This is a genomic window from Neisseria montereyensis, assembly GCF_024834045.1.
Lineage (GTDB): Bacteria > Pseudomonadota > Gammaproteobacteria > Burkholderiales > Neisseriaceae > Neisseria > Neisseria montereyensis.
Window position 1 is genome coordinate 62,179 of record NZ_JANUXW010000001.1, and the last position, 20,996, is coordinate 83,174.

Annotated in this window: 16 protein-coding genes and 2 tRNA genes; 8 read left to right on the forward strand and 10 right to left on the reverse strand. The window is 47.0% G+C overall.

Annotated features, from left to right (window positions below):
* Window positions 1-156 precede the first annotated feature (156 nt).
* The 4 genes from NXS09_RS00300 to acnD all read left to right on the forward strand — a co-directional run bounded on the left by NXS09_RS00300 (window position 157) and on the right by acnD (window position 6,025).
* Window positions 157-801: a hypothetical protein gene (locus NXS09_RS00300; RefSeq protein ID WP_259290577.1), complete on the forward strand. Its 645-nt coding sequence runs from the start codon at window positions 157-159 to the stop codon at window positions 799-801.
* A 57-nt stretch (window positions 802-858) separates the two neighbouring features.
* The gene (locus NXS09_RS00305) at window positions 859-2,313 is read left to right on the forward strand and encodes a hypothetical protein (protein WP_259290578.1); all 1,455 of its coding nucleotides are present in this window, start codon (window positions 859-861) and stop codon (window positions 2,311-2,313) included.
* Window positions 2,314-2,432: 119 nt separating this feature from the next.
* Window positions 2,433-3,302, forward strand: coding sequence for an EamA family transporter (locus NXS09_RS00310; RefSeq protein ID WP_259290579.1), 870 nt, complete (start codon window positions 2,433-2,435; stop codon window positions 3,300-3,302).
* A gap of 116 nt (window positions 3,303-3,418) precedes the next feature.
* Entirely contained in the window at window positions 3,419-6,025 is a 2,607-nt protein-coding gene (gene acnD, locus NXS09_RS00315; protein WP_259290580.1) for a Fe/S-dependent 2-methylisocitrate dehydratase AcnD, read from the forward strand.
* A 154-nt stretch (window positions 6,026-6,179) separates the two neighbouring features.
* Here the strand turns inward: acnD and argG are convergent, their stop codons facing one another.
* Window positions 6,180-7,529 (reverse strand): argininosuccinate synthase, encoded by a 1,350-nt coding sequence (gene argG, locus NXS09_RS00320; protein WP_259290581.1) that lies wholly within the window; start codon window positions 7,527-7,529, stop codon window positions 6,180-6,182.
* Window positions 7,530-7,669: 140 nt separating this feature from the next.
* Here argG and NXS09_RS00325 point away from each other — a divergent pair, with 140 nt between their 5' ends.
* Both NXS09_RS00325 and NXS09_RS00330 read left to right on the forward strand, forming a co-directional pair.
* Complete coding sequence (locus NXS09_RS00325; RefSeq protein ID WP_259290582.1) at window positions 7,670-8,473, forward strand: competence/damage-inducible protein A; 804 nt, start codon at window positions 7,670-7,672, stop codon at window positions 8,471-8,473.
* A gap of 233 nt (window positions 8,474-8,706) precedes the next feature.
* The gene (locus NXS09_RS00330) at window positions 8,707-10,368 is read left to right on the forward strand and encodes an electron transfer flavoprotein-ubiquinone oxidoreductase (protein ID WP_259290583.1); all 1,662 of its coding nucleotides are present in this window, start codon (window positions 8,707-8,709) and stop codon (window positions 10,366-10,368) included.
* 75 nt (window positions 10,369-10,443) lie between these two features.
* Here NXS09_RS00330 and NXS09_RS00335 read toward each other — a convergent pair whose 3' ends face one another.
* From NXS09_RS00335 to NXS09_RS00360, 6 genes are all read right to left on the reverse strand, one after another.
* Window positions 10,444-10,707, reverse strand: coding sequence for a hypothetical protein (locus NXS09_RS00335; protein ID WP_259290584.1), 264 nt, complete (start codon window positions 10,705-10,707; stop codon window positions 10,444-10,446).
* 248 nt (window positions 10,708-10,955) lie between these two features.
* The gene (gene murJ, locus NXS09_RS00340; RefSeq protein ID WP_259290585.1) at window positions 10,956-12,500 is read right to left on the reverse strand and encodes a murein biosynthesis integral membrane protein MurJ; all 1,545 of its coding nucleotides are present in this window, start codon (window positions 12,498-12,500) and stop codon (window positions 10,956-10,958) included.
* 102 nt (window positions 12,501-12,602) lie between these two features.
* The gene (gene clpP, locus NXS09_RS00345) at window positions 12,603-13,226 is read right to left on the reverse strand and encodes an ATP-dependent Clp endopeptidase proteolytic subunit ClpP (protein WP_151052307.1); all 624 of its coding nucleotides are present in this window, start codon (window positions 13,224-13,226) and stop codon (window positions 12,603-12,605) included.
* A 94-nt stretch (window positions 13,227-13,320) separates the two neighbouring features.
* On the reverse strand, window positions 13,321-14,631 hold the full coding sequence (tig, locus tag NXS09_RS00350) for a trigger factor (RefSeq protein WP_259290586.1): 1,311 nt from the start codon (window positions 14,629-14,631) through the stop codon (window positions 13,321-13,323).
* 367 nt (window positions 14,632-14,998) lie between these two features.
* Window positions 14,999-15,073: transfer RNA gene (locus tag NXS09_RS00355), tRNA-Glu, on the reverse strand.
* A gap of 17 nt (window positions 15,074-15,090) precedes the next feature.
* Window positions 15,091-15,167: transfer RNA gene (locus NXS09_RS00360), tRNA-Arg, on the reverse strand.
* A gap of 304 nt (window positions 15,168-15,471) precedes the next feature.
* On the opposite strand from NXS09_RS00360, the gene NXS09_RS00365 reads away from it, so the two are divergent.
* Window positions 15,472-17,139 carry an FMN-binding glutamate synthase family protein gene (locus tag NXS09_RS00365; protein WP_259290587.1) on the forward strand — a complete coding sequence of 556 codons (1,668 nt, stop codon included), beginning with the start codon at window positions 15,472-15,474 and terminating at the stop codon, window positions 17,137-17,139.
* A 92-nt stretch (window positions 17,140-17,231) separates the two neighbouring features.
* Here the strand turns inward: NXS09_RS00365 and purM are convergent, their stop codons facing one another.
* Entirely contained in the window at window positions 17,232-18,266 is a 1,035-nt protein-coding gene (purM, locus tag NXS09_RS00370; RefSeq protein ID WP_259290588.1) for a phosphoribosylformylglycinamidine cyclo-ligase, read from the reverse strand.
* 188 nt (window positions 18,267-18,454) lie between these two features.
* Between purM and NXS09_RS00375 the strand changes: the two genes are divergently transcribed.
* A complete protein-coding gene (locus NXS09_RS00375) occupies window positions 18,455-19,525 on the forward strand; it encodes an AI-2E family transporter (protein ID WP_259290589.1) in 1,071 nt (356 codons plus the stop codon).
* A gap of 141 nt (window positions 19,526-19,666) precedes the next feature.
* Here NXS09_RS00375 and NXS09_RS00380 read toward each other — a convergent pair whose 3' ends face one another.
* Both NXS09_RS00380 and NXS09_RS00385 read right to left on the reverse strand, forming a co-directional pair.
* Window positions 19,667-20,323 (reverse strand): protein-L-isoaspartate O-methyltransferase family protein, encoded by a 657-nt coding sequence (locus NXS09_RS00380; RefSeq protein WP_259290590.1) that lies wholly within the window; start codon window positions 20,321-20,323, stop codon window positions 19,667-19,669.
* Window positions 20,324-20,463: 140 nt separating this feature from the next.
* Window positions 20,464-20,952, reverse strand: coding sequence for a GAF domain-containing protein (locus NXS09_RS00385; RefSeq protein ID WP_259290591.1), 489 nt, complete (start codon window positions 20,950-20,952; stop codon window positions 20,464-20,466).
* Window positions 20,953-20,996: the final 44 nt, after the last annotated feature.

Consider the following 20,996-nt stretch of genomic DNA (forward strand, 5'->3'; position numbering starts at 1 on the left):
AGGCCGTCTGAAAAGAACATCATCCCCTGATTATGATTCAGTTAAAACAGCAGAAAAACCGTTTGGAAATATTCACCCGAATAGGCGGCAGACAGTACAATAACGCCCTTACAACAGGCATAGATGCCTATTTCCCAAGTGAATACGGTGAGCAAAATGAAAAAATCGACCCAAACAACTTATTCCGCAACACTGTTAACCGCCCTTATCGGCAGCCTTCTCTTATCCGCCTGCGTCGAACAAAGCAGGGCGAAACCGGCACAAGACACCGCCGCACCGCAAGCAGCCGCTACCACCGTAGCCGACACGCAAAAACAGCCCGGGCATCTGCGTTTGGTGAATGATCTCGACCGCCCGCAAGACGGCTATTGCTTGGATGTGGTCGGATCCGGCGATTATGTCCGCTTCGATATGCCGATGACCGCCCACAATTGCAAACCCGGTCTTTATGCCGATGAAGCCGTGGTGATGGAAGACAACGGCATGATTCATTTCCCTGCTTACGGCGTATGCGCAACCGCAGCCGGTATCAATAACACCATCTTGGCCGGTGCCGCCGTGATGCCGAAAGGATGCGGCGAACGCAGCCCGTTTTTAGAAGCACAACACTTGCAGCATTTTGTCCACCGTCCGGACGGCCGCGTCGAATTACGCGGTTCGGGCTTGTGCTTAACCGTTGGCAATGAATCGGATTCGACCTTTGATCCCAACCACCGTTGGCGCACGCTGTTTATGCAGCATTGCGAACAAGCACCGTTATCGCATTCGCAATGGCGTTTTGTGGTGCCGAAATCGTTGTGATGGAAAGATAGAATGGTTTTATGAAATTAAGAACTTTTAATTTTAAGGTGTGGCAAGATGGAAGATAAAAAACAAGATCAAAAAAATAATGTAGATAATGGTTCAACAGAAAATGGAAAGACAACAAATAGTACAAACAAACAGAACGGGGGTTTTTGTAATTGCATTAAATCACTATTTAAATCATTTAGTAGCAAAAATGAGAAGCAAGGGCAAAGCGCAGAGCAAGGGCAAAGCGCAGAGCAAGGGCAAAGTGCAGACCAAGGGCAAAGCGTAGGTTCAGGAAATATTAAAGAAAATTTTAAATATTTTCTTGAATGTTGTTCTATGGGGATACCTATATTAACCCTACTATCCATTTTGTGGGGCGCAGTTATTGTTGATAAATACTTGGAATCTATTAATCAACAAAGCTTATTTGTAGAGGTTATCAGCCAACCCTCAGCTCTTATTAGTATAGTAATTGTTGAAGCTATACTTATGTCCGTTCTATTTATAGGATACGCTTGTCCATATTTATATAAGATATTAATTATAAAAGAAAATTTAAAAAATAATGCTTTGAAAAAAAGAATTTGTGATTTTTTCGTTACTGCCATAGCGTTGGTTGTATTGCCAAACTTCGTCATATTTCTTTTGTATCATTTTCCTCTTTGTGAGTGCTTTTGGGAGCTTGAGTGGGTATGGTTAACCTCTCTAGTAGTTCTAGTAATTATAGTCGAGATAGCCGTGGAAATTATACGCTGTAGGTATAAGCTTCCAAGAGATTTAGACTTATATCTAATAACAACACTTGCTATTTTATTCACTAATTTTTTGGGGGTTCCTATAATAAAAATACTAATAGATTCTCAACATGATACTCGCTTTTGGTGGGCATTGTTAGTTTTTCAATTGATTAATATATTCATTGCATCTTTTATACGGAGTGATAAAGGGCCATTTTATATAAATTTACTATTCCCAGCTTTTATTTTATTTGGTATCCATATGGGGTTATTAACTTTCGGCGCTCAGAAATTTACTTCAACTTTACTTTATCCGGTACGCTTTATAGAAAGGCCTACAGATTCAAGTTGGTATTTATTACAAAATAGAGTTCAGAATGTTAATGGAGGGGCAGAAATAAATGGTATTAATATTGATGACTTAACTAAGTTAAAAGAAAATTTTCATGGCGGTACTGAGTTAAAAGAAAATTTTAATAGTGATCAGTTGTATTTTTTAAAAAGACAGCCTGTTTCCATACAGCTGCCTATATTTTTAAATTTATTGCAAAATACTTTGTATCTTATTAATGAAAAAAATACAGCTATAAAACTTCTGAATACACAAAAAAGATCTAATGCACTTTATGGCTATATGGCTTGGAATCTTGGCGATACTAAGCTTTTTTGTCCTAAGAGTGTAACAGATTTAAGTAAAAAAGATAATGCTGTCAACTGTTTGAAAATTAACGGACATTTTTTACAACCGTTGGATGCCGGTTATATTTCATCTGATACGGAATAAAATTTGATGCCGATAAATCAAAAGCTATTAGCAAGATTGATAATGCTTTAGATAAATAAAGTGAAATCGTATAAAGGCCGTCTGAAAAACTTTATTTAGCAATAAAAAGGCTGCCCATTATGAAACCCAAAGACTATCTGCTGATATTGCTGGTTATCAGTATATGGGGCGTGAATTTCCTGTTTATGAAGTTTGCCCTGAACGAAGTACCGCCGTTGGTATTGGGGGCATTGCGCTTTTTGTGTGTGGTGTTTCCCGCGCTGTTTTTGATTAAACGTCCGGCGGTGCCGTGGTATTTGCTGATAGCTTATGGACTCACCATTAATTTCGGCCAGTTTGCTTTGGTGTTTACCGCATTGGATTGGGGCTTGCCGACAGGCTTGGCGGCTTTGATGTTGCAGGTGCAGGTATTTTTTACCGTGTTGATTGCCGGTGTGTTGTTGCACGAGCCGGTGCTTGCCCATCATCTTGGCGGCATGTGTACCGCGGCGGTCGGTTTGGTGTTAATCGGTGTCGGCCAGTATCAAGGGCATTTGCCGTTGGCGGCTATTTGGCCGGTTTTCGGGGCGGCGGCATCCTGGGCTTGCGGCAATATTATTGTGAAACGCATCGGCAGAGTGAATGCTTTGTCGTTGGTGGTGTGGGGCGGGATTCCCGCTTTTGCCGCCTTTGCTTCGGTTGCGCTGCTGGTGTATGGCTTCGGCGGCGTGGTGCAGCACCTTGCCAGTCTGACTTGGAAAGGTATATCGGGGGTTTTGTTTATCGCCTATGTGTCCAGCCTGGTCGGCTATACCGGCTGGGGGGCGTTGTTGGCAAAACATCCGGCCGGTAAGGTTACGCCGTTTGCTTTATTGGTGCCGGTGGTGGCTTTATTGGCCGGCTACTTGGTATTAAACGAACGCTTGGGGTTGTGGCATTGGCTTGGTATTGTTACCGTTATCAGCGGCTTGTTATGGCATGTATCCGGCGGCCGTTGGCGCACTAAATAAAGCCATATACAAATAGACAATAGGATTTTTTCAGACGGCCTGATGCCATCTGAAAACCCAAAACGGCATTTCGAATGCCTGATTGAATAAAAGAAAAATATATTGAAGGAGCAACTATGAAAACCAACCAAATCTACCGTAAACCCCTGCCCGGGTCTAATTTGGAATATTACGATGCCCGCGCAGCCTGCGAAGCCATCAAGCCGGGTTCATACGATACCTTGCCCTATACCTCGCGCATTCTGGCTGAAAATCTGGTGAACCGTGCGGAAACAACCGACTTGGCCACTTTGAACAGCTGGCTGTCGCAATTAATCGAACGCAAACAGGAAATCGACTTTCCTTGGTTTCCGGCGCGGGTGGTGTGCCATGATATTTTGGGGCAGACGGCGTTGGTGGATTTGGCGGGGCTGCGCGATGCGATTGCCGAAAAAGGTGGTGATCCGGCCAAAGTGAATCCCGTTGTGCAAACCCAATTGATTGTCGACCACTCTTTGGCGGTGGAGTGCGGCGGTTTTGATCCGGATGCGTTTGCCAAAAACCGTGCGATTGAAGACCGACGCAATGAAGACCGCTTCCACTTTATCAACTGGACAAAAACCGCTTTTGAAAATGTAGACGTGATTCCGGCGGGCAACGGCATTATGCACCAGATTAATTTGGAAAAAATGTCGCCCGTGGTTCAGGTAAAAGACGGTGTGGCCTTTCCCGATACCTGCGTCGGCACCGACAGCCATACGCCGCATGTGGATTCTTTGGGCGTGATTTCCGTCGGCGTGGGCGGTTTGGAAGCGGAAACGGTGATGCTCGGCCGTGCTTCGATGATGCGCCTGCCCGATATTGTCGGCGTGGAGCTGACGGGCAAACGCCATCCGGGTATTACCGCAACCGATATTGTGTTGGCCTTAACCGAGTTTTTGCGTAAAGAGCGTGTGGTCGGGGCGTTTGTGGAATTTTTCGGCGAAGGGGTAGCCGGTTTATCGGTTGGTGACCGCGCCACGATTTCCAATATGACGCCGGAGTATGGTGCTACGGCGGCGATGTTTGCCATTGATCAGCAAACCATTGATTATTTGAAGCTGACAGGCCGCGACGACGAGCAGGTCAAATTGGTGGAAAACTATGCCAAAACCGCCGGTTTATGGGCGGATACTTTGAAAAACGCCGTTTATCCGCGCGTATTGAAGTTTGATTTATCCAATGTCGGCCGCAATATGGCCGGCCCGAGTAATCCGCATGCCCGTGTTGCAACGGCCGATTTGGCGAAAAAAGGCATTGCCGCACCTTATGAAGAGCCGACCGACGGCCACATGCCCGACGGGGCGGTGATTATTGCCGCGATTACCAGCTGCACCAATACTTCCAATCCGCGCAATGTGGTGGCGGCCGCTTTATTGGCGCGTAAAGCCAATGAATTGGGGCTGACCCGTAAACCGTGGGTAAAATCTTCGTTCGCGCCGGGCTCGAAAGTAGCCGAACTGTATTTGAAAGAAGCAGGCCTGCTGCCCGAATTGGAAAAACTCGGCTTCGGCATTGTGGCATTTGCCTGCACCACCTGCAACGGCATGAGCGGCGCGCTTGATCCGAAAATACAGCAGGAAATTATCGACCGCGATTTGTATGCCACCGCCGTATTGTCGGGCAACCGCAATTTCGACGGCCGTATCCATCCCTATGCCAAACAGGCGTTTCTCGCTTCGCCGCCTTTGGTGGTGGCCTATGCTATTGCGGGCAGCATCCGCTTCGATATTGAAAACGATGTATTGGGTGTGGTCGACGGCAAAGAAATCCGCTTGCAGGATATCTGGCCGAGCGATGAGGAAATCGACGCGATTGTGGCCGAATATGTGAAACCGCAGCAGTTCCGCGATGTGTATATTCCTATGTTCGACACCGGAACGGCGGAAAAAGCCCCCAGCCCGCTATATGATTGGCGCCCGATGTCAACCTATATCCGCCGTCCGCCGTATTGGGAAGGCGCATTAGCAGGCGAACGCACGCTGAAAGGTATGCGGCCGCTGGCGATTCTGCCCGACAATATCACCACCGACCACCTTTCACCCTCAAATGCCATTTTGCCGACCAGTGCGGCGGGCGAATATCTGGCCAAAATGGGGCTGCCGGAAGAGGACTTTAACTCTTATGCCACCCACCGCGGCGACCACCTCACCGCGCAACGGGCGACCTTCGCCAATCCGAAACTCTTTAACGAAATGGTGAAAAACGAAGACGGCACCACCAAGCAGGGCTCGTTGGCGCGTGTGGAGCCGGAAGGCCAAGTGATGCGGATGTGGGAGGCGATTGAAACCTATATGAACCGCAAACAGCCGCTGATTATTATTGCCGGCGCCGATTACGGCCAAGGTTCCAGCCGCGACTGGGCGGCCAAAGGCGTGCGGCTGGCTGGTGTGGAAGCGATTGTGGCCGAAGGTTTCGAGCGTATCCACCGCACCAATTTGATTGGTATGGGCGTATTGCCGCTGCAATTTAAAGAAGGGGTGAACCGCCATACGCTGCAATTGGACGGCACGGAAACTTATGACGTGGTTGGCGAGCGCAAACCGCGTGCCGAGTTGACGCTGTTGGTGCACCGTAAAAACGGCGAAACGGTGGAAGTGCCCGTTATCTGCCGTTTGGATACCGCCGAAGAAGTGTTGATTTACGAAGCGGGCGGTGTGTTGCAACGTTTTGCACAAGACTTTTTAGAAGGTACGGCGGCTTGAGCTGTATAAAACAATAGTGAACCGCTAAAACAATATTTCAGACGGCCTTAGCTTTATTGGAGGCCGTCTGAAACTTATAGTGCGATGATTGTAAAAACAGGCCGTCTGAAATGGTTTCAGACGGCCTATGATTTATCGAATTCGATATAAAGGCTTATTTCGATTTGTTTTCCAATTGCGGCAATACGGAACCGTCGCCCAGTTGCAATAAGCCGCTTTGCGAATAGAGGTTCAGTTTGGCGCGGGTGTCGGTGATGTCGAGGTTGCGCATGGTCAATTGGCCGATACGGTCGAGCGGGGTAAAGGCGGCGTTTTCCACTTTTTCCATACTCAGGCGTTCGGGTTGATAGGTGAGGTTGGGCGATTCGGTGTTGAGAATCGAATAGTCGTTACCACGGCGTAATTCGAGGGTAACTTCGCCGGTGATGGCGCGGGCTACCCAACGTTGGGCGGTTTCGCGCAACATCAGTGCTTGCGAGTCGAACCAGCGGCCTTGATACAGCAGTCTGCCCAAGCGCAGGCCGTTGATGCGGTATTGTTCGATGGTGTCTTCATTGTGGATACCGGTAACCAAACGCTCGTAAGCGATATGAAGCAGCGCCATGCCCGGGGCTTCGTAGATGCCGCGTGATTTGGCTTCGATAATACGGTTTTCGATTTGGTCGCTCATGCCCAAACCATGACGGCCGCCGATGCGGTTGGCTTCTAAGAATAAAGCGACGGGATCGGCAAACTCTTGGCCGTTGAGTGCAACGGGTACGCCTTCTTCAAAACGTACGCTGACTTCTTCGGCTTTCACGGCAACGTTTTCATCCCAAAAGGCCACGCCCATAATCGGTTTCACGATTTTGATGCCGCTGTTGAGAAACTCTAAATCTTTGGCTTCGTGGGTGGCACCGAGCATATTGGAATCGGTAGAGTAAGCTTTTTCAACCGACATTTTGTAGTCGAAGCCGTTGGCAATCAGAAACTCGCTCATTTCCTGACGGCCGCCGAGTTCGTCGATAAAGGCTTGGTCGAGCCAAGGTTTGTAGATACGCAGGCTGGGGTTGGTGAGCAGGCCGTAGCGGTAGAAGCGTTCGATATCGTTGCCTTTATAGGTGGAGCCGTCGCCCCAGATATTGACATCGTCTTCTTTCATGGCTGAAACCAGCATGGTACCGGTTACGGCGCGGCCTAAAGGCGTGGTGTTGAAATAGGCAATGCCGCCGGTGGAAACGTGGAATGCGCCGCATTGGATGGCGGCGATGCCTTCGTGTGCCAATTGGCTGCGGCAGTCGACTAAACGTGCTTCGATGGCGCCGTATTCTTTGGCTTTTTTGGGGATGGCGTTGTAGTCGTCTTCGTCGGGTTGGCCTAAGTTGGCGGTATAGGCGTAGGGTAGGGCGCCTTTGAGTTTCATCCATAATAATGCGGCGGAAGTATCAAGGCCGCCTGAAAAGGCGATGCCGACTTTTTGCCCGACGGGCAGACTTTGTAGAATCGTATGGTTATTTTGGCTCATGGGGAATCCTGTGAATATATGGAAATGCCGTTTCAGACGGCCTGAAAACAGGTTATTATTGTATGAATCGGCTGATTCGTCCAGCCTGAACGTGTTTTCCGGCAGCCTGTTTGCTGCTTGTTTGATGGAAAGTATGCGCAATGAACTATTTTAATTTGATTATTATCGGTGATGAAATTCTACACGGCAGCCGTATCGACAAACATTTTGCTTTTTTTAAAGATTTGCTCGGTTCGCACGGGTTGAAGCTGGGGCAGGTGCAATATTTGCCTGATGACCATGATTTATTGGTGAAACAACTGCGGCGTAGTTTTTCAGACGGCCTGCCGACGTTTGTGACCGGCGGTATCGGGGCCACAACCGACGACCATACCCGCCAAGCCGCTGCCGAAGCTTTGGATTTGCCAATAGTCCGCCATCCGGAAGCGGTTAAATTAATTGATGAGGTTTCGCTAAAACGCGGCGATACGCTTGATTCCGCTGCCCACCGCCAACGCCTGCTGATGGCCGATTTTCCGCAGGGTGCCGATTTGGTACCGAATAGCTATAACTCGATTGCCGGTTTTTCGATGCGCGAACATTATTTTTTTCCGGGCTTCCCCGTGATGGCGCACCCGATGGCGGAATGGGTGTTGGATACTTATTATGCCGACCGTTTTCATGCGGTGGAAAGTGTCCAGCATTCGGTGTGGGTGTATGGTATTCCGGAATCTCATGTGGCACCGGTGATGCGCTATATCGAAGAAACCTATCACGGTATCCGCACATTCAGCCTGCCCAGTGTCGGCAGGATAAAAGAAAACGGTGAGAAAATACCGTCTTATATCGAATTCGGCATTAAAGCGGAGGGTGAAGCTTGTGCGAATGCCGCCAATGCTTGGGAAGAAGTATTAGACCAATTGGTTGCCGCAGGCGGCCGCTTGGAAATGCACGCGCCGGAATAAAATAACAAGATGATTGAATAAGATACAGGCCGTCTGAAAAGGTTTCAGACGGCCTGATTGTTGATGGTGGTTTCGGTTTGATTGAAACGGTTATGGTGGGCGGATATAGCCAAACGGCTGTTTCTCATGAAGCCGATACTGTATAATTATCTGTTTTTAAAAACCATAAAAGGCCGTCTGAAAATATTATCGGGCGCGCAAACAACTACCATATAGAAAATAGGAACGCCACCATGAGCGAAACCATAGAACGCGACAGCATGCAATATGATGTTGTGATTGTCGGCGCGGGGCCGTCGGGCTTGTCGGCTGCCATCCGATTGAAACAGCTTGCCCAACAGCAAGAGCGTGAGATTAGTGTATGCGTGGTGGAAAAGGGCTCGGAAGTCGGCGCACACATTTTGGCCGGTGCAGTGATTGACCCGCACGCTTTAGACGAACTGCTGCCCGATTGGCGGGAATTGGGAGCGCCGCTTAACCGCAGTGTCACCGAAGATCAGGTTTTGTTTCTCACGCAAAAAAAAGCCGTCCGCCTACCGGTTACCCCCAATTTTGACAATAAAGGCTACCATATCATCAGCTTGGGCGAATTGTGCCGTTGGCTGGCGGAGCAGGCGGAAAATCTCGGCGTGGAAATTTATCCCGGATTTGCCGCCGCCGAAGTGCTGTATCACCCCGACGGTTCGGTAAAAGGTATTGCCACCGGTAATATGGGTGTGGATAAAAATGGCGAGCCGACCGACCAATTCCAACCGGGCATGGAATTATGGGCGCAGCAAACCATTTTCGCCGAAGGCTGCCGCGGTTCGCTAACCAAACAGCTTATCCGCCAATATGCTTTGGATAGGGATTGCCAGCCGCAAACCTACGGCCTTGGCATTAAAGAAATTTGGGAAGTGCCCGAAAGCCAATGCCAACCGGGCTTGGTGATACATAGTACAGGCTGGCCGTTGGATAGCAAAACCTATGGCGGCTCTTTTATTTACCATTTGGACAATAATCAGATTGCCGTCGGTTTTGTGGTCGGTTTGGATTATCAAAACCCTTATCTTTCCCCGTTTGAAGAATTTCAGCGCTTTAAAACCCATCCCGAAATCCGCAAAATATTCGAGGGCGGCCGCCGCATTGCTTATGGTGCGCGCGCCATCAGCGAAGGTGGTTTGCAAAGCCTGCCGAAACTGACTTTTTCCGGCGGTGTGTTGGTCGGCGATACGGCAGGATTTTTAAATGTACCGCGTATCAAAGGCATTCATACGGCGATGAAATCGGCAATGCTGGCGGCAGAGGCTGTTTTCCCGTTATTGGATAATTTGGAAGAAATCGAAGCGGTACAAAGCGGTAAAGAAGCCGCAGCTTATGAGCAGTTGTTTAGGGAAAGTTGGCTGTATCAAGAGCTGCATGCAGTGCGCAATATCCGCCCGGCGTTTAAGTGGGGATCGTTTCCGGCGATGGCCTATACCGGTTTGGAATTGTATGTTTTCAAGGGTAAGGCACCGTGGACATTAAAGCATCACGGTTCGGATAATGATTCGTTGAAAAAAGCAGCCGTTAGCCGCCCGATTGATTATCCGAAACCCGACGGCAAACTGACTTTCGACCGTTTGAGCAGTGTGTTTCTCGCCAATGTGAGCCATGAAGAAAACCAGCCTGTTCACCTTGTTTTGAAAAATCAGCAGGTGATGTTGGATATAAACCTGAAAGATTATGCTTCGCCGGAAACCCGTTATTGCCCGGCAGGGGTATATGAAATCGTAGAAAAAGAGGGTAAACAGGCGTTGCAGATTAATGCTGCCAACTGCGTACATTGCAAAACCTGCGATATTAAAGACCCGACCCAAAATATTGTTTGGACTTGCCCTGAAGGTGGCGGCGGGCCGAATTATGAAGCAATGTAGTGTTTGTGGCATTTAATATTTAAAAAGAGGCCGTCTGAAACAGAAATTCAGACGGCCTCTTGATTTATTGATGCCTTATGCTTCGTTTTCAATACGGTTGCACTCAAGTTCCATATCGTTAATCACGCCTTGCAATTCTTCTACATAAGCGCCTTGTTTGTTGAGCAGGTCGCCCACTTTTTCGGCAAACAGTTTGTTTTTAAATTCACCTTCTGAAAAAGCCAGCCATTGTGAAGACAATTTTTCTGCATTGGTTTGCGCGTAGTGCTGCATTTCTTTGAGCTGATTAATAATATCGCGTGCATATTCTAGGGGTGTTTTTTGAGTTTCTTCAGCCATTGATTGACTCCTTTTTGTTATTAAAAATAAAAACGTAAACTACATTAACAAAATACATGGCAGGGCGCAAGCAGGCAAACGGCAGCTTGTGCTCGTAAAAACAGGCCGATTGGAAAAGCTTATGAAATAAGCAAAGTTATGATAAAAAGTGTCGAAAAATGGTTGTTTCAGACGGCCTATAAATACCTAATATAACAAAAGCCCGTTTCGGGCTTTTGAATGTTTGGTGATGCTGTTTAGTTGACTGCTTAAGATTCCGAACGTTTGAAATGACGGGGGCGGAAACCGAGCAGCGCGAGTGAGAGAAAATAGAGAGCAGCACCGAAAACCACTAATCCGGAAAGTTGAACTGCTTTCTGCCAGCCGGGTACTTGCACCCATTGCAGCGGGAAATAAGTTTGTGCCTGAGCCAACCATAGGCCGCTACCCATAACCACCAGCGCGATAAACAATTTGATAATAAATGCCAACCAGCCTTGTTTAGGTTGGTAGATTTTGTATTTTCGCAGTAGAAAATAAAGTAATCCGGCATTCAAACAAGCGCCTAACCCGATGGCTAATGCCAAACCGACATGTTGTAGCGGGCCGATAAATGCGATGTTCATCAGTTGGGTGCAAATAAGCGTAAAAATAGCGATTTTTACCGGCGTTTTGATATTTTGGCGGGCATAAAAACCGGGCGCTAAAACTTTAATCATAATCAGGCCGATTAAGCCGAAGGAATAAGCAATAAGCGCGCTTTGCGTCATCATGGCATCGTTGAGTGAAAACTCGCGATACATAAACAGGGTGGCAATCAAGGGGAAAGACAAGGTGGCTAAGCCGACCGCTGCCGGTAGGGCAAGCAGCATACATAAACGCAGCCCCCAATCGAGCAGGGCGGAAAATTCTTGAGTGTCTTTTCCGGCGGCATATTTGGAAAGTGTCGGCAGCAGAATGGTGCCTAAGGCCGCGCCGAGTACGCCGGTAGGCAATTCCATCAGGCGGTCGGCATAATACATCCATGATACGCTGCCGGATTGTAGGAATGATGCAAAAATAGTATTAATTACCAATGAGATTTGTGCGACGCTCACACCGAGAATGGCAGGTGCCATTTGCTTCATCACGCGGTTAACAGCGGCATCTTTGAAATCGAGCTTAGGTAGTTTGAGAAAACCCAGTTTGGCCAGCCACGGCAGTTGAAAGCCTAATTGCAATAATCCGCCTACAAAAACCGCCCAGGCCAACGCCATAACGGGCGGGTCGAAATAAGGCACGAAAAATAGCGCGAAAACAATAAACGAAATATTTAATAAGGTCGGTGTAACAGCGGGAATACTGAATTTATGATAAGTGTTGAGAATAGAGCTGATAAAGGAAGAGAGTGAAATCAGCAGGATATAGGGAAAGGTAATCCTTAAAAGATCGGCCGAAAGTTGGAATTTATCCGCATCTTTGGCAAAGCCCGGGGCGGATACATAAATTACCCACGGCGCCGCTAAAATACCGATAGCGGTCACAATCACCAAAGCAAAAGACAACATGCCTGCCACATGGCGGATAAACTCGCGGGTGGCTTCTTCCGAGCGGGTTTGTCTGTATTCTGCCAGAATCGGTACGAAAGCTTGGGCAAACGCCCCTTCTGCAAAAATACGGCGCAACAGATTGGGCAGTTTGAAGGCGACAAAAAAAGCATCGGTGGCCATTCCTGCGCCAAACATGCGTGCAATAATGGTGTCGCGGACAAAGCCGAGTATGCGCGATACCATCGTTAAACTGCCGACTTTTGCCAATGCGCCCAGTAGATTCATGATAAGACTTCTTTAAAATAAAGCAAAAACAGATAAATACGACAGCCATATTTTTCAGACGGCCTGTTTAAAGAGGCCGTCTGAAAGAATCATAAGATTGTTTTACAAGCTGATGCTGTCGCGGTTTTCAATGACTTGGTCGATTAAGCCGTATTGTTGCGCTTCTTCGGCAGACATATAGTTATCGCGGTCGGTATCGCGTTCTATTTTTTCCAATTCCTGACCAGTATGTTTGGCCAGCAAACGGTTGAGTTTGTCTTTCAATTTCAATAATTCGCGGGCATGAATTTCAATATCGGAAGCCTGTCCGCCCAAGCCGCCGCTAATTAAGGGTTGGTGAATCATCACGCGGCTGTTGGGTAGGGCAAAACGTTTACCTTTGGCGCCGGCAGACAATAAGAAGGCGCCCATGCTGGCAGCCTGACCCAAGCATAAAGTGGATACGTCGGGTTTAATAAAGTTCATGGTATCGAAAATCGACATACCCGCGGTGACCGAGCCGCCCGGAGAGTTGATATACAGGAAGATATCTTTATCCGGGTTTTCACTTTCTAAGAATAAAAGTTGGGCAACCACCAGATTGGCGCTGTCGTCGTTCACCGGGCCGACCAGAAAAATAATACGTTCTTTTAGCAGGCGTGAATAAATATCGAAAGCACGCTCGCCACGGCCGCTTTGCTCGATAACGGTCGGCACCAAATAGCCGTTGTTAATTTCAGGAATCATATTACGCTCCTTGTCAGGATATTCATTTAAAAAGCACCAAAGCGCGGAAGGCTGCTTCGGTGCTTGTGTGGGTTCATAGGTTCAGACGGCCTGATTAGGCTTGTGCACCCATAACTTCGTCAAACGACAATGCTTTTTCGGTTACTTTGGCTTTACCCAAAACAAATTCGACAACATTGGATTCGGTAGCCAAAGAAGTCGGGCCTTGCAAACGTTGTTTGTCGGCAAAATACCATTCGATCACTTCTTCCGGATCTTCATAGCTTTCGGCAAAGTCGCTCACCACGGCTTTAATTTGCTCTTGAGTCGGCTCTAATTTGTGTTCGTCAACCAATTGCGCCAAAATCAAGCCCAAAGCGACGCGGCGTTCTGCCTGATCTTTAAACAAGTCGTTAGAAAGATTGAGGTCAGCGGCATCCGCCATGCCTTGATTAATGAAGTTTTGTTTCATTTCATCGGCCAAGCGGGTTGCTTCGTCGTTTACCAATGCTTTAGGTACTTGGATATCGGTTGCTTTGAGCAAGGCTTCCATTACCGCTTCTTTGGTTTGGCTTTCGGTACGGCGGGCTACTTCGCGGGCAACGTTTTTACGCACTTCTTCGCGCATTTTGGCGACGTCGCCGTCTTCAATGCCCAAGGCTTTGGCAAATTGTTCGTCTACTTCGGGTAAAACGGCTTCGGATACGTTTTTCAGGCTGATGGTGAATACGGCAGTTTTACCGGCCACATCTTTGCCATGATAATCTTCGGGGAAATGAACTTCAACGTCTTTGCTTTCGCCTTCTTTCAAGCCCAAAATACCGGCTTCAAATTCAGGCAGCATTTGACCGTTGCCCAAAATAAAAGGATAGTTTTGCGAGCTGCCGCCTTCAAACGGGGTGCCGTCGATCTTGCCTTCAAAATCAATAATCACACGGTCGCCGTTTTGGGCTTCGCGTTCAACATGTTGGAAGCTGGTGCGTTGTTTACGGAGGATTTCGATGGTTTTATCCACTTCGGTATCGCCCACTTCGGCGGTAACTTTTTCTACTTCTTGTGCGGATAAATCACCGATTTTCACTTCGGGGAATACTTCGAATACGGCGGCTACTTTGAAAGACTCTTTGTCGTCTTGCTCTTCAACGCCTTCGAAGCTGGGGTAGCCGGCTATTTTTAAATCTTGAGCAACAGCTACATCATAGAATGCTTTTTGAACCATTTCGTTCAAAACGTCGTTTTGAATGCTTGCGCCATACATGGAAGATACCATTTTCAACGGTGCTTTACCGGGGCGAAAGCCGTCGATTTTTACGCGGCGTTGGGTTTGTTTCAAGCGTTTGTCGGTTTCGGCGTTGATTTCGTTCCACGCCAAAGACAATACTACTTTACGCTCGAGATTTTCTAGGTTTTCTACAGTTACGCTCATCGTAAGCCCTTACTTTATATAAATTACTTGATGGTTAAACAAAACGGGGTAATGCACCCCGTCTGATGTTGTCAGATGGAAAGATAAAATTCAGTCCGAAAGTATATCACATCATAAGTTGGCGATAAAATATTTGCAGGCGGTGTAAAGCGATATTTACCGGCAATTAAATAGTGGCTGGAGTTTGGTTGGTTTCGGATTGTTTGAGACAATATAAAGTGTGTAATAGGGTAAAGGCCGTCTGAATAGGTTTCAGACGGCCTTTCTTAATAAAAATATTAAGGTTATTCAGGCTTGTTCGGTATTATGATTTTGTTTGAGACATAAAATTAAGCCTCTTGTTATTGGCAACAAGAGGCTTGAAAACTGGCACGCCCACGGGGAATCGAACCCCGGTTACCGCCGTGAAAGGGCGATGTCCTAACCGCTAGACGATGGGCGCGGATAATTTAAATTGTTTGGCGCACCCGGAGCGATTCGAACGCCCGACCCTCTGGTTCGTAGCCAGATACTCTATCCAACTGAGCTACGGGTGCGTATCTCACGCTTTTTAGTGCTGTGAATTTAGGGAAGGCATAATATTAAAATCTGCTAGGTTTGTCTATGGGTTTTTTGCAAGTTTTTTTATATGAATGAATTTTAATGAAATTAAATTGAAATATAGTGTATCTAAAAATCATAGCGTAGTAATGATGGTATAGAAGCGGATAGTCGGTATATAATATTCCTAATGATTTGTCTAATAGTTAAGTATTTTAATTTTAAAATAAAAATAATTGATTTTATTGTCGGATATAGGGTTTCACGCCGTTAATAAAACACAATTGATTGAGGAATATCATGCCAAAACCTTCTAATACCCGTTCTGCCAATTATGGTTTTTTGATGATGCCGCGTTACGGTTTAATGTGGCTGTTTATCGTTTTAGGTATATTGAGCCTGCTCCTCCAATATTGGTGGCTGTTGGCGATATCATTGATTTTTATAGGCGTGGGTATTCACGACCTTACTCAAACACGCCATGCTATTTTGCGCAATTATCCGATTGGCGGCCATATACGTTTTCTGTTGGAAAATTTCCGCCCCGAAATCCGGCAGTATTTTTTAGAAGACGATCAGGAGAAAGTGCCGTTTTCACGTCAGCAACGGTCGCTGGTGTACCAACGGGCTAAAAATCTGGATAGTACCAATGCATTTGGTAGTTTGAATGACTTAAATAAAACCGGCAGCGAATGGTTTTTGCATTCCGGTAACAGCCGCAAAATCAGCGATTATGATTTCCGTGTGCGTGTCGGTAACGAACGTTGCTTAAAACCTTATGATTTATCATTGTTTAATGTGTCGGCAATGAGTTTCGGTGCCCTTTCTGCTGCGGCGATAGAGTCTTTGAACAAGGGTGCTCAAATGGGCGGTTTTGCTCATGATACGGGCGAGGGCAGCATCAGCCCTTACCATAAAAAACATGGTGGCGATTTGATTTGGGAAATCGGCACGGGTTATTTCGGCTGTCGTGATGAAGAAGGCCGTTTTAACCCGGAAGTTTTTGCCGAACGCGCAGTCAGTGATCAGGTGAAAATGATTGAAATCAAATTGTCGCAAGGGGCTAAACCGGGTAAGGGCGGGGTGTTGCCGGCCTCTAAGATTACGCCGGAAATTGCGGAAACGCGTGATATTCCTATGGGCGTGGATTGTATTTCACCGGCTGTTCATTCCTCTTTTTCAACACCGCGTGGATTGGTTAAGTTTTGGCAGCAATTGCGGGAATTATCCGGTGGCAAACCGGTGGGGTTTAAGCTGTGTATCGGTATGCCTTGGGAGTTTATGGCGATTGTGAAAGCCATGATAGAAGAAGATAACTATCCGGATTTTATTGTGGTCGACGGTGCCGAGGGTGGCACGGGTGCGGCGCCGGTAGAGTTTATGGATTCTATCGGTATGCCGCTGGTGGATGCTTTGATTTTTGTACAGAATACTTTAGTCGGTGCCGGTATCCGCGACAAAATCAAGTTGGGTGTTAGTGGCAAGCTGATTAGTGGCTTTGATATTGCTAAAATGATGAGTTTGGGTGCGGATTGGTGCAATAGTGCGCGTGGGTTTATGTTTGCCGTCGGTTGTATTCAGTCCCGTTCTTGCCATACCAATAAGTGCCCGACAGGTGTGGCAACGCAAGATATTTCTAGGCAGAAAGCCTTAAATGTGCCGGATAAGTCGATGCGGGTGAAAAACTTCCATGCCAATACGCTTAAGGCTTTGGCTGATATTACGGGCAGTGCCGGATTGTCTCATCCTTCGCAGTTGAAGCCACATCACATTGTGCGCCGTCAGCCGGATGGTTGGATTAAATTGCTTTCGGAACATTATCAATTTATTGAATCGGGTGCGTTGCTTTCGGGTGATTGTGGCCGTAGCATTTTAGATGATATGTGGAAATTGGCTGATCCTGATAGTTTTCAGGCGATGGATATTGCCGATGAAATTATTCGTGCCGGAAAACAGCGTGTCGGCTAGAGTTACCTTGTTTTAAGGTATTGATAACAATAAGCCGTCTGAAAAAATTTCAGACGGCTTATTGTTTATCCGTGGTTTAAATTCATTGGGATTTAAGCAACTTGCGTTTGATGTTCATCGCCTTGGCGTTCACGGATGGCACCTAAACGGTAAACCGTTTCGCCTTGTTGTGCCAAGAATTGTTGCAATGCGTCTGCTTCTTCTTTCGCTACAATCACGGCCATGCCGATGCCGCAGTTAAAGGTGCGGTACATTTCTTGCGCTTGTACATTGCCGGCTTTTTGCAGCCATTGGAACAGTTTGGGCAACGCCCATGCGTTGGCATCGATTTGGGCAACGGTGTTTTCCGGCAAAATACGCGGAATATTTTCGGTAATGCCGCCGCCGGTGATATGAGCCATGCCTTTAATATCGAATTGCTTTAAAGCGGCCAGAATCGGTTTAACGTATAAGCGGGTCGGTGCAATAATGGCTTGGCGTAGGGTTTTGTCGCCATCGAAAGCGCTGTCTAAATCGGGGTTATCACGCTCAATAATTTTTCGGATTAATGAGTAACCATTAGAGTGGGCGCCATTAGAAGCCAAGCCAAGTACAATATCGCCGGGAACGATATTGCGTCCGTTAATCACTTTGTCTTTTTCAACCACGCCGACGGCAAAACCGGCCAAGTCGTATTCGCCCTCGGGGTACATGCCGGGCATTTCGGCTGTTTCGCCACCGATGAGGGCGCAGCCGGATTCTTCGCAACCTTGGGCAATGCCTTTGATCACATCGGTAGCACGGGTAACATCCAATTTACCGCAGGCAAAGTAATCTAAGAAAAACAGAGGTTCCGCACCCTGTACCAAAATATCGTTGACACTCATGGCGACTAAATCAATACCGACAGTGTCGTGTTTGTCCCAATCAAAAGCAAGTTTCAGTTTGGTGCCGACGCCGTCCGTACCCGAAACCAGCACGGGGTTTTGGTATTTTTTGCTGATTTCCACCAGTGCGCCGAAGCCGCCCAAATCGCCCAAAACTTCGGGGCGCATGGTGCGTTTGGCAAAGGGTTTGATATTTTCAACGAGTTGGTCGCCTGCATCAATATCTACGCCGGCATCGCGGTAGCTCAGTGAATCGCTCATGGTTCGGGCTTTCTGTAAGGAAAAATTGCGCATATTTTACCCGAATTCGGGGCAGTATGCCTTGTAGCGTGTAAATAATTTCAAATTAAGTCCGCTTGTTTCGCATTGATGCAAAAGAAGAGATAAACTGCTATGCTTATTGCCGCTTTTTGAAGCACATTTCCGATTAAATCCGAACAAGGGTAGTTATGTATCAAAGAAGAGCCCGCGGTGCGAAACCGTGGATTATTATGGCGGTTGTACTGCTGTTGCTGGTGTGGTTGTTATTTGCTCTGAGTAATATTCTCACGCCGTTTATCGTGGCTGCGGTGTTGGCTTATATTTTAAACCCGTTGGTCGAAAAATTGCGCCATAAGGGCATGAAGCGCCCGATGGCTTCGATGTTGGTGATGATTCTCACGCTGTTGCTGTTGCTGGCTTTGGTATTGATTATTGTGCCGATGTTGATAAACCAGTTTAATGCGATGCTGGAGCGTTTGCCGGGTATTGTTGATTTTATTCAAAATAAACTGTTGCCGTGGTTGAATAATTTAGTCGGCGAATATGCGCAGATTGATACGGCTAGCTTATCGGACTGGTTAAAATCGCATACGAGCGAGTTAAACAATGCGATAAGCAAAATAGCACCAACATTAGTACGCCAAAGTGGAACGGTGGCGGTGGGTTTGAGCAATATGTTCCTTCTGCCATTCTTGCTGTATTACTTTTTGCTCGATTGGCAACGTTGGGCATTCGGCATTAAGGCATTGGTGCCGAGACGGTTTGTTGATACTTATACGCGTATATCCGGCAATATGGATAAAGTGTTGAGTGAGTTTTTGCGTGGGCAATTATTGGTTATGCTTATTATGGGTATAATTTATGGCGTGGGCTTGATGCTGACAGGGCTGGATTCGGGTTTTGCCATCGGTATGATTGCCGGTATTTTGGTATTTGTGCCTTATTTGGGTGCGTTTACCGGCTTGCTGTTGGCAACGGTGGCAGCGTTGCTGCAATTCGGTTCATGGCAAGGTTTACTGATGGTGTGGGCAGTATTCGGTGTCGGCCAGTTTTTGGAAAGCTTCTTGATTACGCCGAAAATTGTTGGCGACCGTATCGGTTTGTCACCTTTCTGGGTGATTTTTGCCTTAATGGCTTTTGGCCAGTTGATGGGTTTTGTCGGTATGTTGGTAGGTTTGCCATTGGCTGCGGTGACTTTGGTGCTGCTACGCGAAGGGGCGGATGCTTATTTCAAAAGTAGATTTTACCGGCATAAATAATACAATAGCGGCACTTAATTTATTATGCATTTGAGTGCCCTATCTTATTTAAACCGTTCGAAGTTATCTATTAAAAGTTAAAAAGCCGTCTGAAATGGTTTTCAGACGGCTTTTTAATATAAAAATCAAAAACAAATTTAATTAGAAATTAAATTTAGCGGCTAAAGATTTTTCAGGAACGGCCAAGCTTGGAATCAGTGTGTCGAATAACACTTTTTCAATATAGCTGCCGCCTTCGCGGGTAATCAGAAGCGCGCGTTGTACGGGGGCACCGCCAACCACAACCACCATGCGGCCGCCTTCTTTGAGGCGGTTTTTCAGTGTATCGGGGGCTTCCGGCACGCTGCCGCCAACGTAAATCGCATCAAAAAGATTGCCGTCCCCTTCGTCTGCGATACCGTCGCCGATTTGATAGTTGATATTGTTTAAGCCGATTTTATCTAATGCTTCTTTGGCGCGCTGTTGTTGTGCGCTGTCGATATCGACAGTGGTGACATTACCACTCAGCTTGTAGAGTAATGCGGTTGCATAACCCGAACCGGTACCGATTTCTAATACTTTATCGCCCGGTTTCAATGCCAAGCCTTGAACCAGACGGGCAACGATTTTAGGCTCCAACATGCTGCCGCCGTTGGGTAAAGGCAGGGTTTTATCTGAATAGGCATAGGCCAGCTGCGATTCGGTCACAAAATATTCGCGCGGAATTTCGGCTAGTGCATCCAATACATCAAAATCCAACACATCCCAAGGGCGGATTTGTTGCTCTACCATATTGAAACGTGCTTGTTCAAAATTCATTCCGTGCTCCGTTATAGCTAGTGAATTGGTTAGTGGTGGTTTTCCGGATATTATACTGAATATCGGGAAGGTTTTTATTGATAAATACAGCGTATGATTATAATGGTTTTCAGACGGCGGCAACAGTCTTTCAGACGGCCTCAGCCAAGATAACGGGTAATTATTTCAGCCAACTTGCCTAAATAATGTGCATCGGTATCGTTGAAACTGGCTAATTCGCTTGAATCGACATCTAAAACGGCAAGTAGTTGCTGTTCTTTATTCCATACGGGCACCACGATTTCAGATTGTGATAGTGATGAGCAAGCAATATGGTCGGGATGTCGGTTTACATCTTCAATAACAAGCGTTTCGCCTTTTTGCCATGCCTGCCCGCAAACGCCGCGTCCGTAAGGAATTCGCGTACAGGCGAGCGGGCCTTGAAAGGGGCCGAGTACCAATTGTTTGGTCTGAGTGTCGGCCAGATAAAAGCCCACCCAAAACCAGTTGAATGTGGTTTTTAATACGGCGGCGATATTGGCTAAGTTGGCGATTAAATCGGGTTCTTCTTGAATGAGGCTTTCAATTTGAGGGAGAAGCTCTTGATAAATTTCATTTTTGTCGGTGCTGTTAATGTGTAGGCTATGCATGGCATGAATATGTCGGACTGTAGATAAAGTTGCTATTTTTGCGT

Coding starts and splice junctions, on each gene's coding strand:
- NXS09_RS00385 (WP_259290591.1), bottom strand. CDS start 20,952: ATGCATAGCCTACACATTAACAGCACCGACAAAAATGAAATTTATCAA.
- NXS09_RS00375 (WP_259290589.1), top strand. CDS start 18,455: ATGTATCAAAGAAGAGCCCGCGGTGCGAAACCGTGGATTATTATGGCG.
- NXS09_RS00365 (WP_259290587.1), top strand. CDS start 15,472: ATGCCAAAACCTTCTAATACCCGTTCTGCCAATTATGGTTTTTTGATG.
- NXS09_RS00330 (WP_259290583.1), top strand. CDS start 8,707: ATGAGCGAAACCATAGAACGCGACAGCATGCAATATGATGTTGTGATT.
- NXS09_RS00305 (WP_259290578.1), top strand. CDS start 859: ATGGAAGATAAAAAACAAGATCAAAAAAATAATGTAGATAATGGTTCA.
- NXS09_RS00335 (WP_259290584.1), bottom strand. CDS start 10,707: ATGGCTGAAGAAACTCAAAAAACACCCCTAGAATATGCACGCGATATT.
- tig (WP_259290586.1), bottom strand. CDS start 14,631: ATGAGCGTAACTGTAGAAAACCTAGAAAATCTCGAGCGTAAAGTAGTA.
- NXS09_RS00380 (WP_259290590.1), bottom strand. CDS start 20,323: ATGAATTTTGAACAAGCACGTTTCAATATGGTAGAGCAACAAATCCGC.
- clpP (WP_151052307.1), bottom strand. CDS start 13,226: ATGATTCCTGAAATTAACAACGGCTATTTGGTGCCGACCGTTATCGAG.
- argG (WP_259290581.1), bottom strand. CDS start 7,529: ATGAGCCAAAATAACCATACGATTCTACAAAGTCTGCCCGTCGGGCAA.
- NXS09_RS00310 (WP_259290579.1), top strand. CDS start 2,433: ATGAAACCCAAAGACTATCTGCTGATATTGCTGGTTATCAGTATATGG.
- murJ (WP_259290585.1), bottom strand. CDS start 12,500: ATGAATCTACTGGGCGCATTGGCAAAAGTCGGCAGTTTAACGATGGTA.
- purM (WP_259290588.1), bottom strand. CDS start 18,266: ATGAGCGATTCACTGAGCTACCGCGATGCCGGCGTAGATATTGATGCA.
- acnD (WP_259290580.1), top strand. CDS start 3,419: ATGAAAACCAACCAAATCTACCGTAAACCCCTGCCCGGGTCTAATTTG.
- NXS09_RS00300 (WP_259290577.1), top strand. CDS start 157: ATGAAAAAATCGACCCAAACAACTTATTCCGCAACACTGTTAACCGCC.
- NXS09_RS00325 (WP_259290582.1), top strand. CDS start 7,670: ATGAACTATTTTAATTTGATTATTATCGGTGATGAAATTCTACACGGC.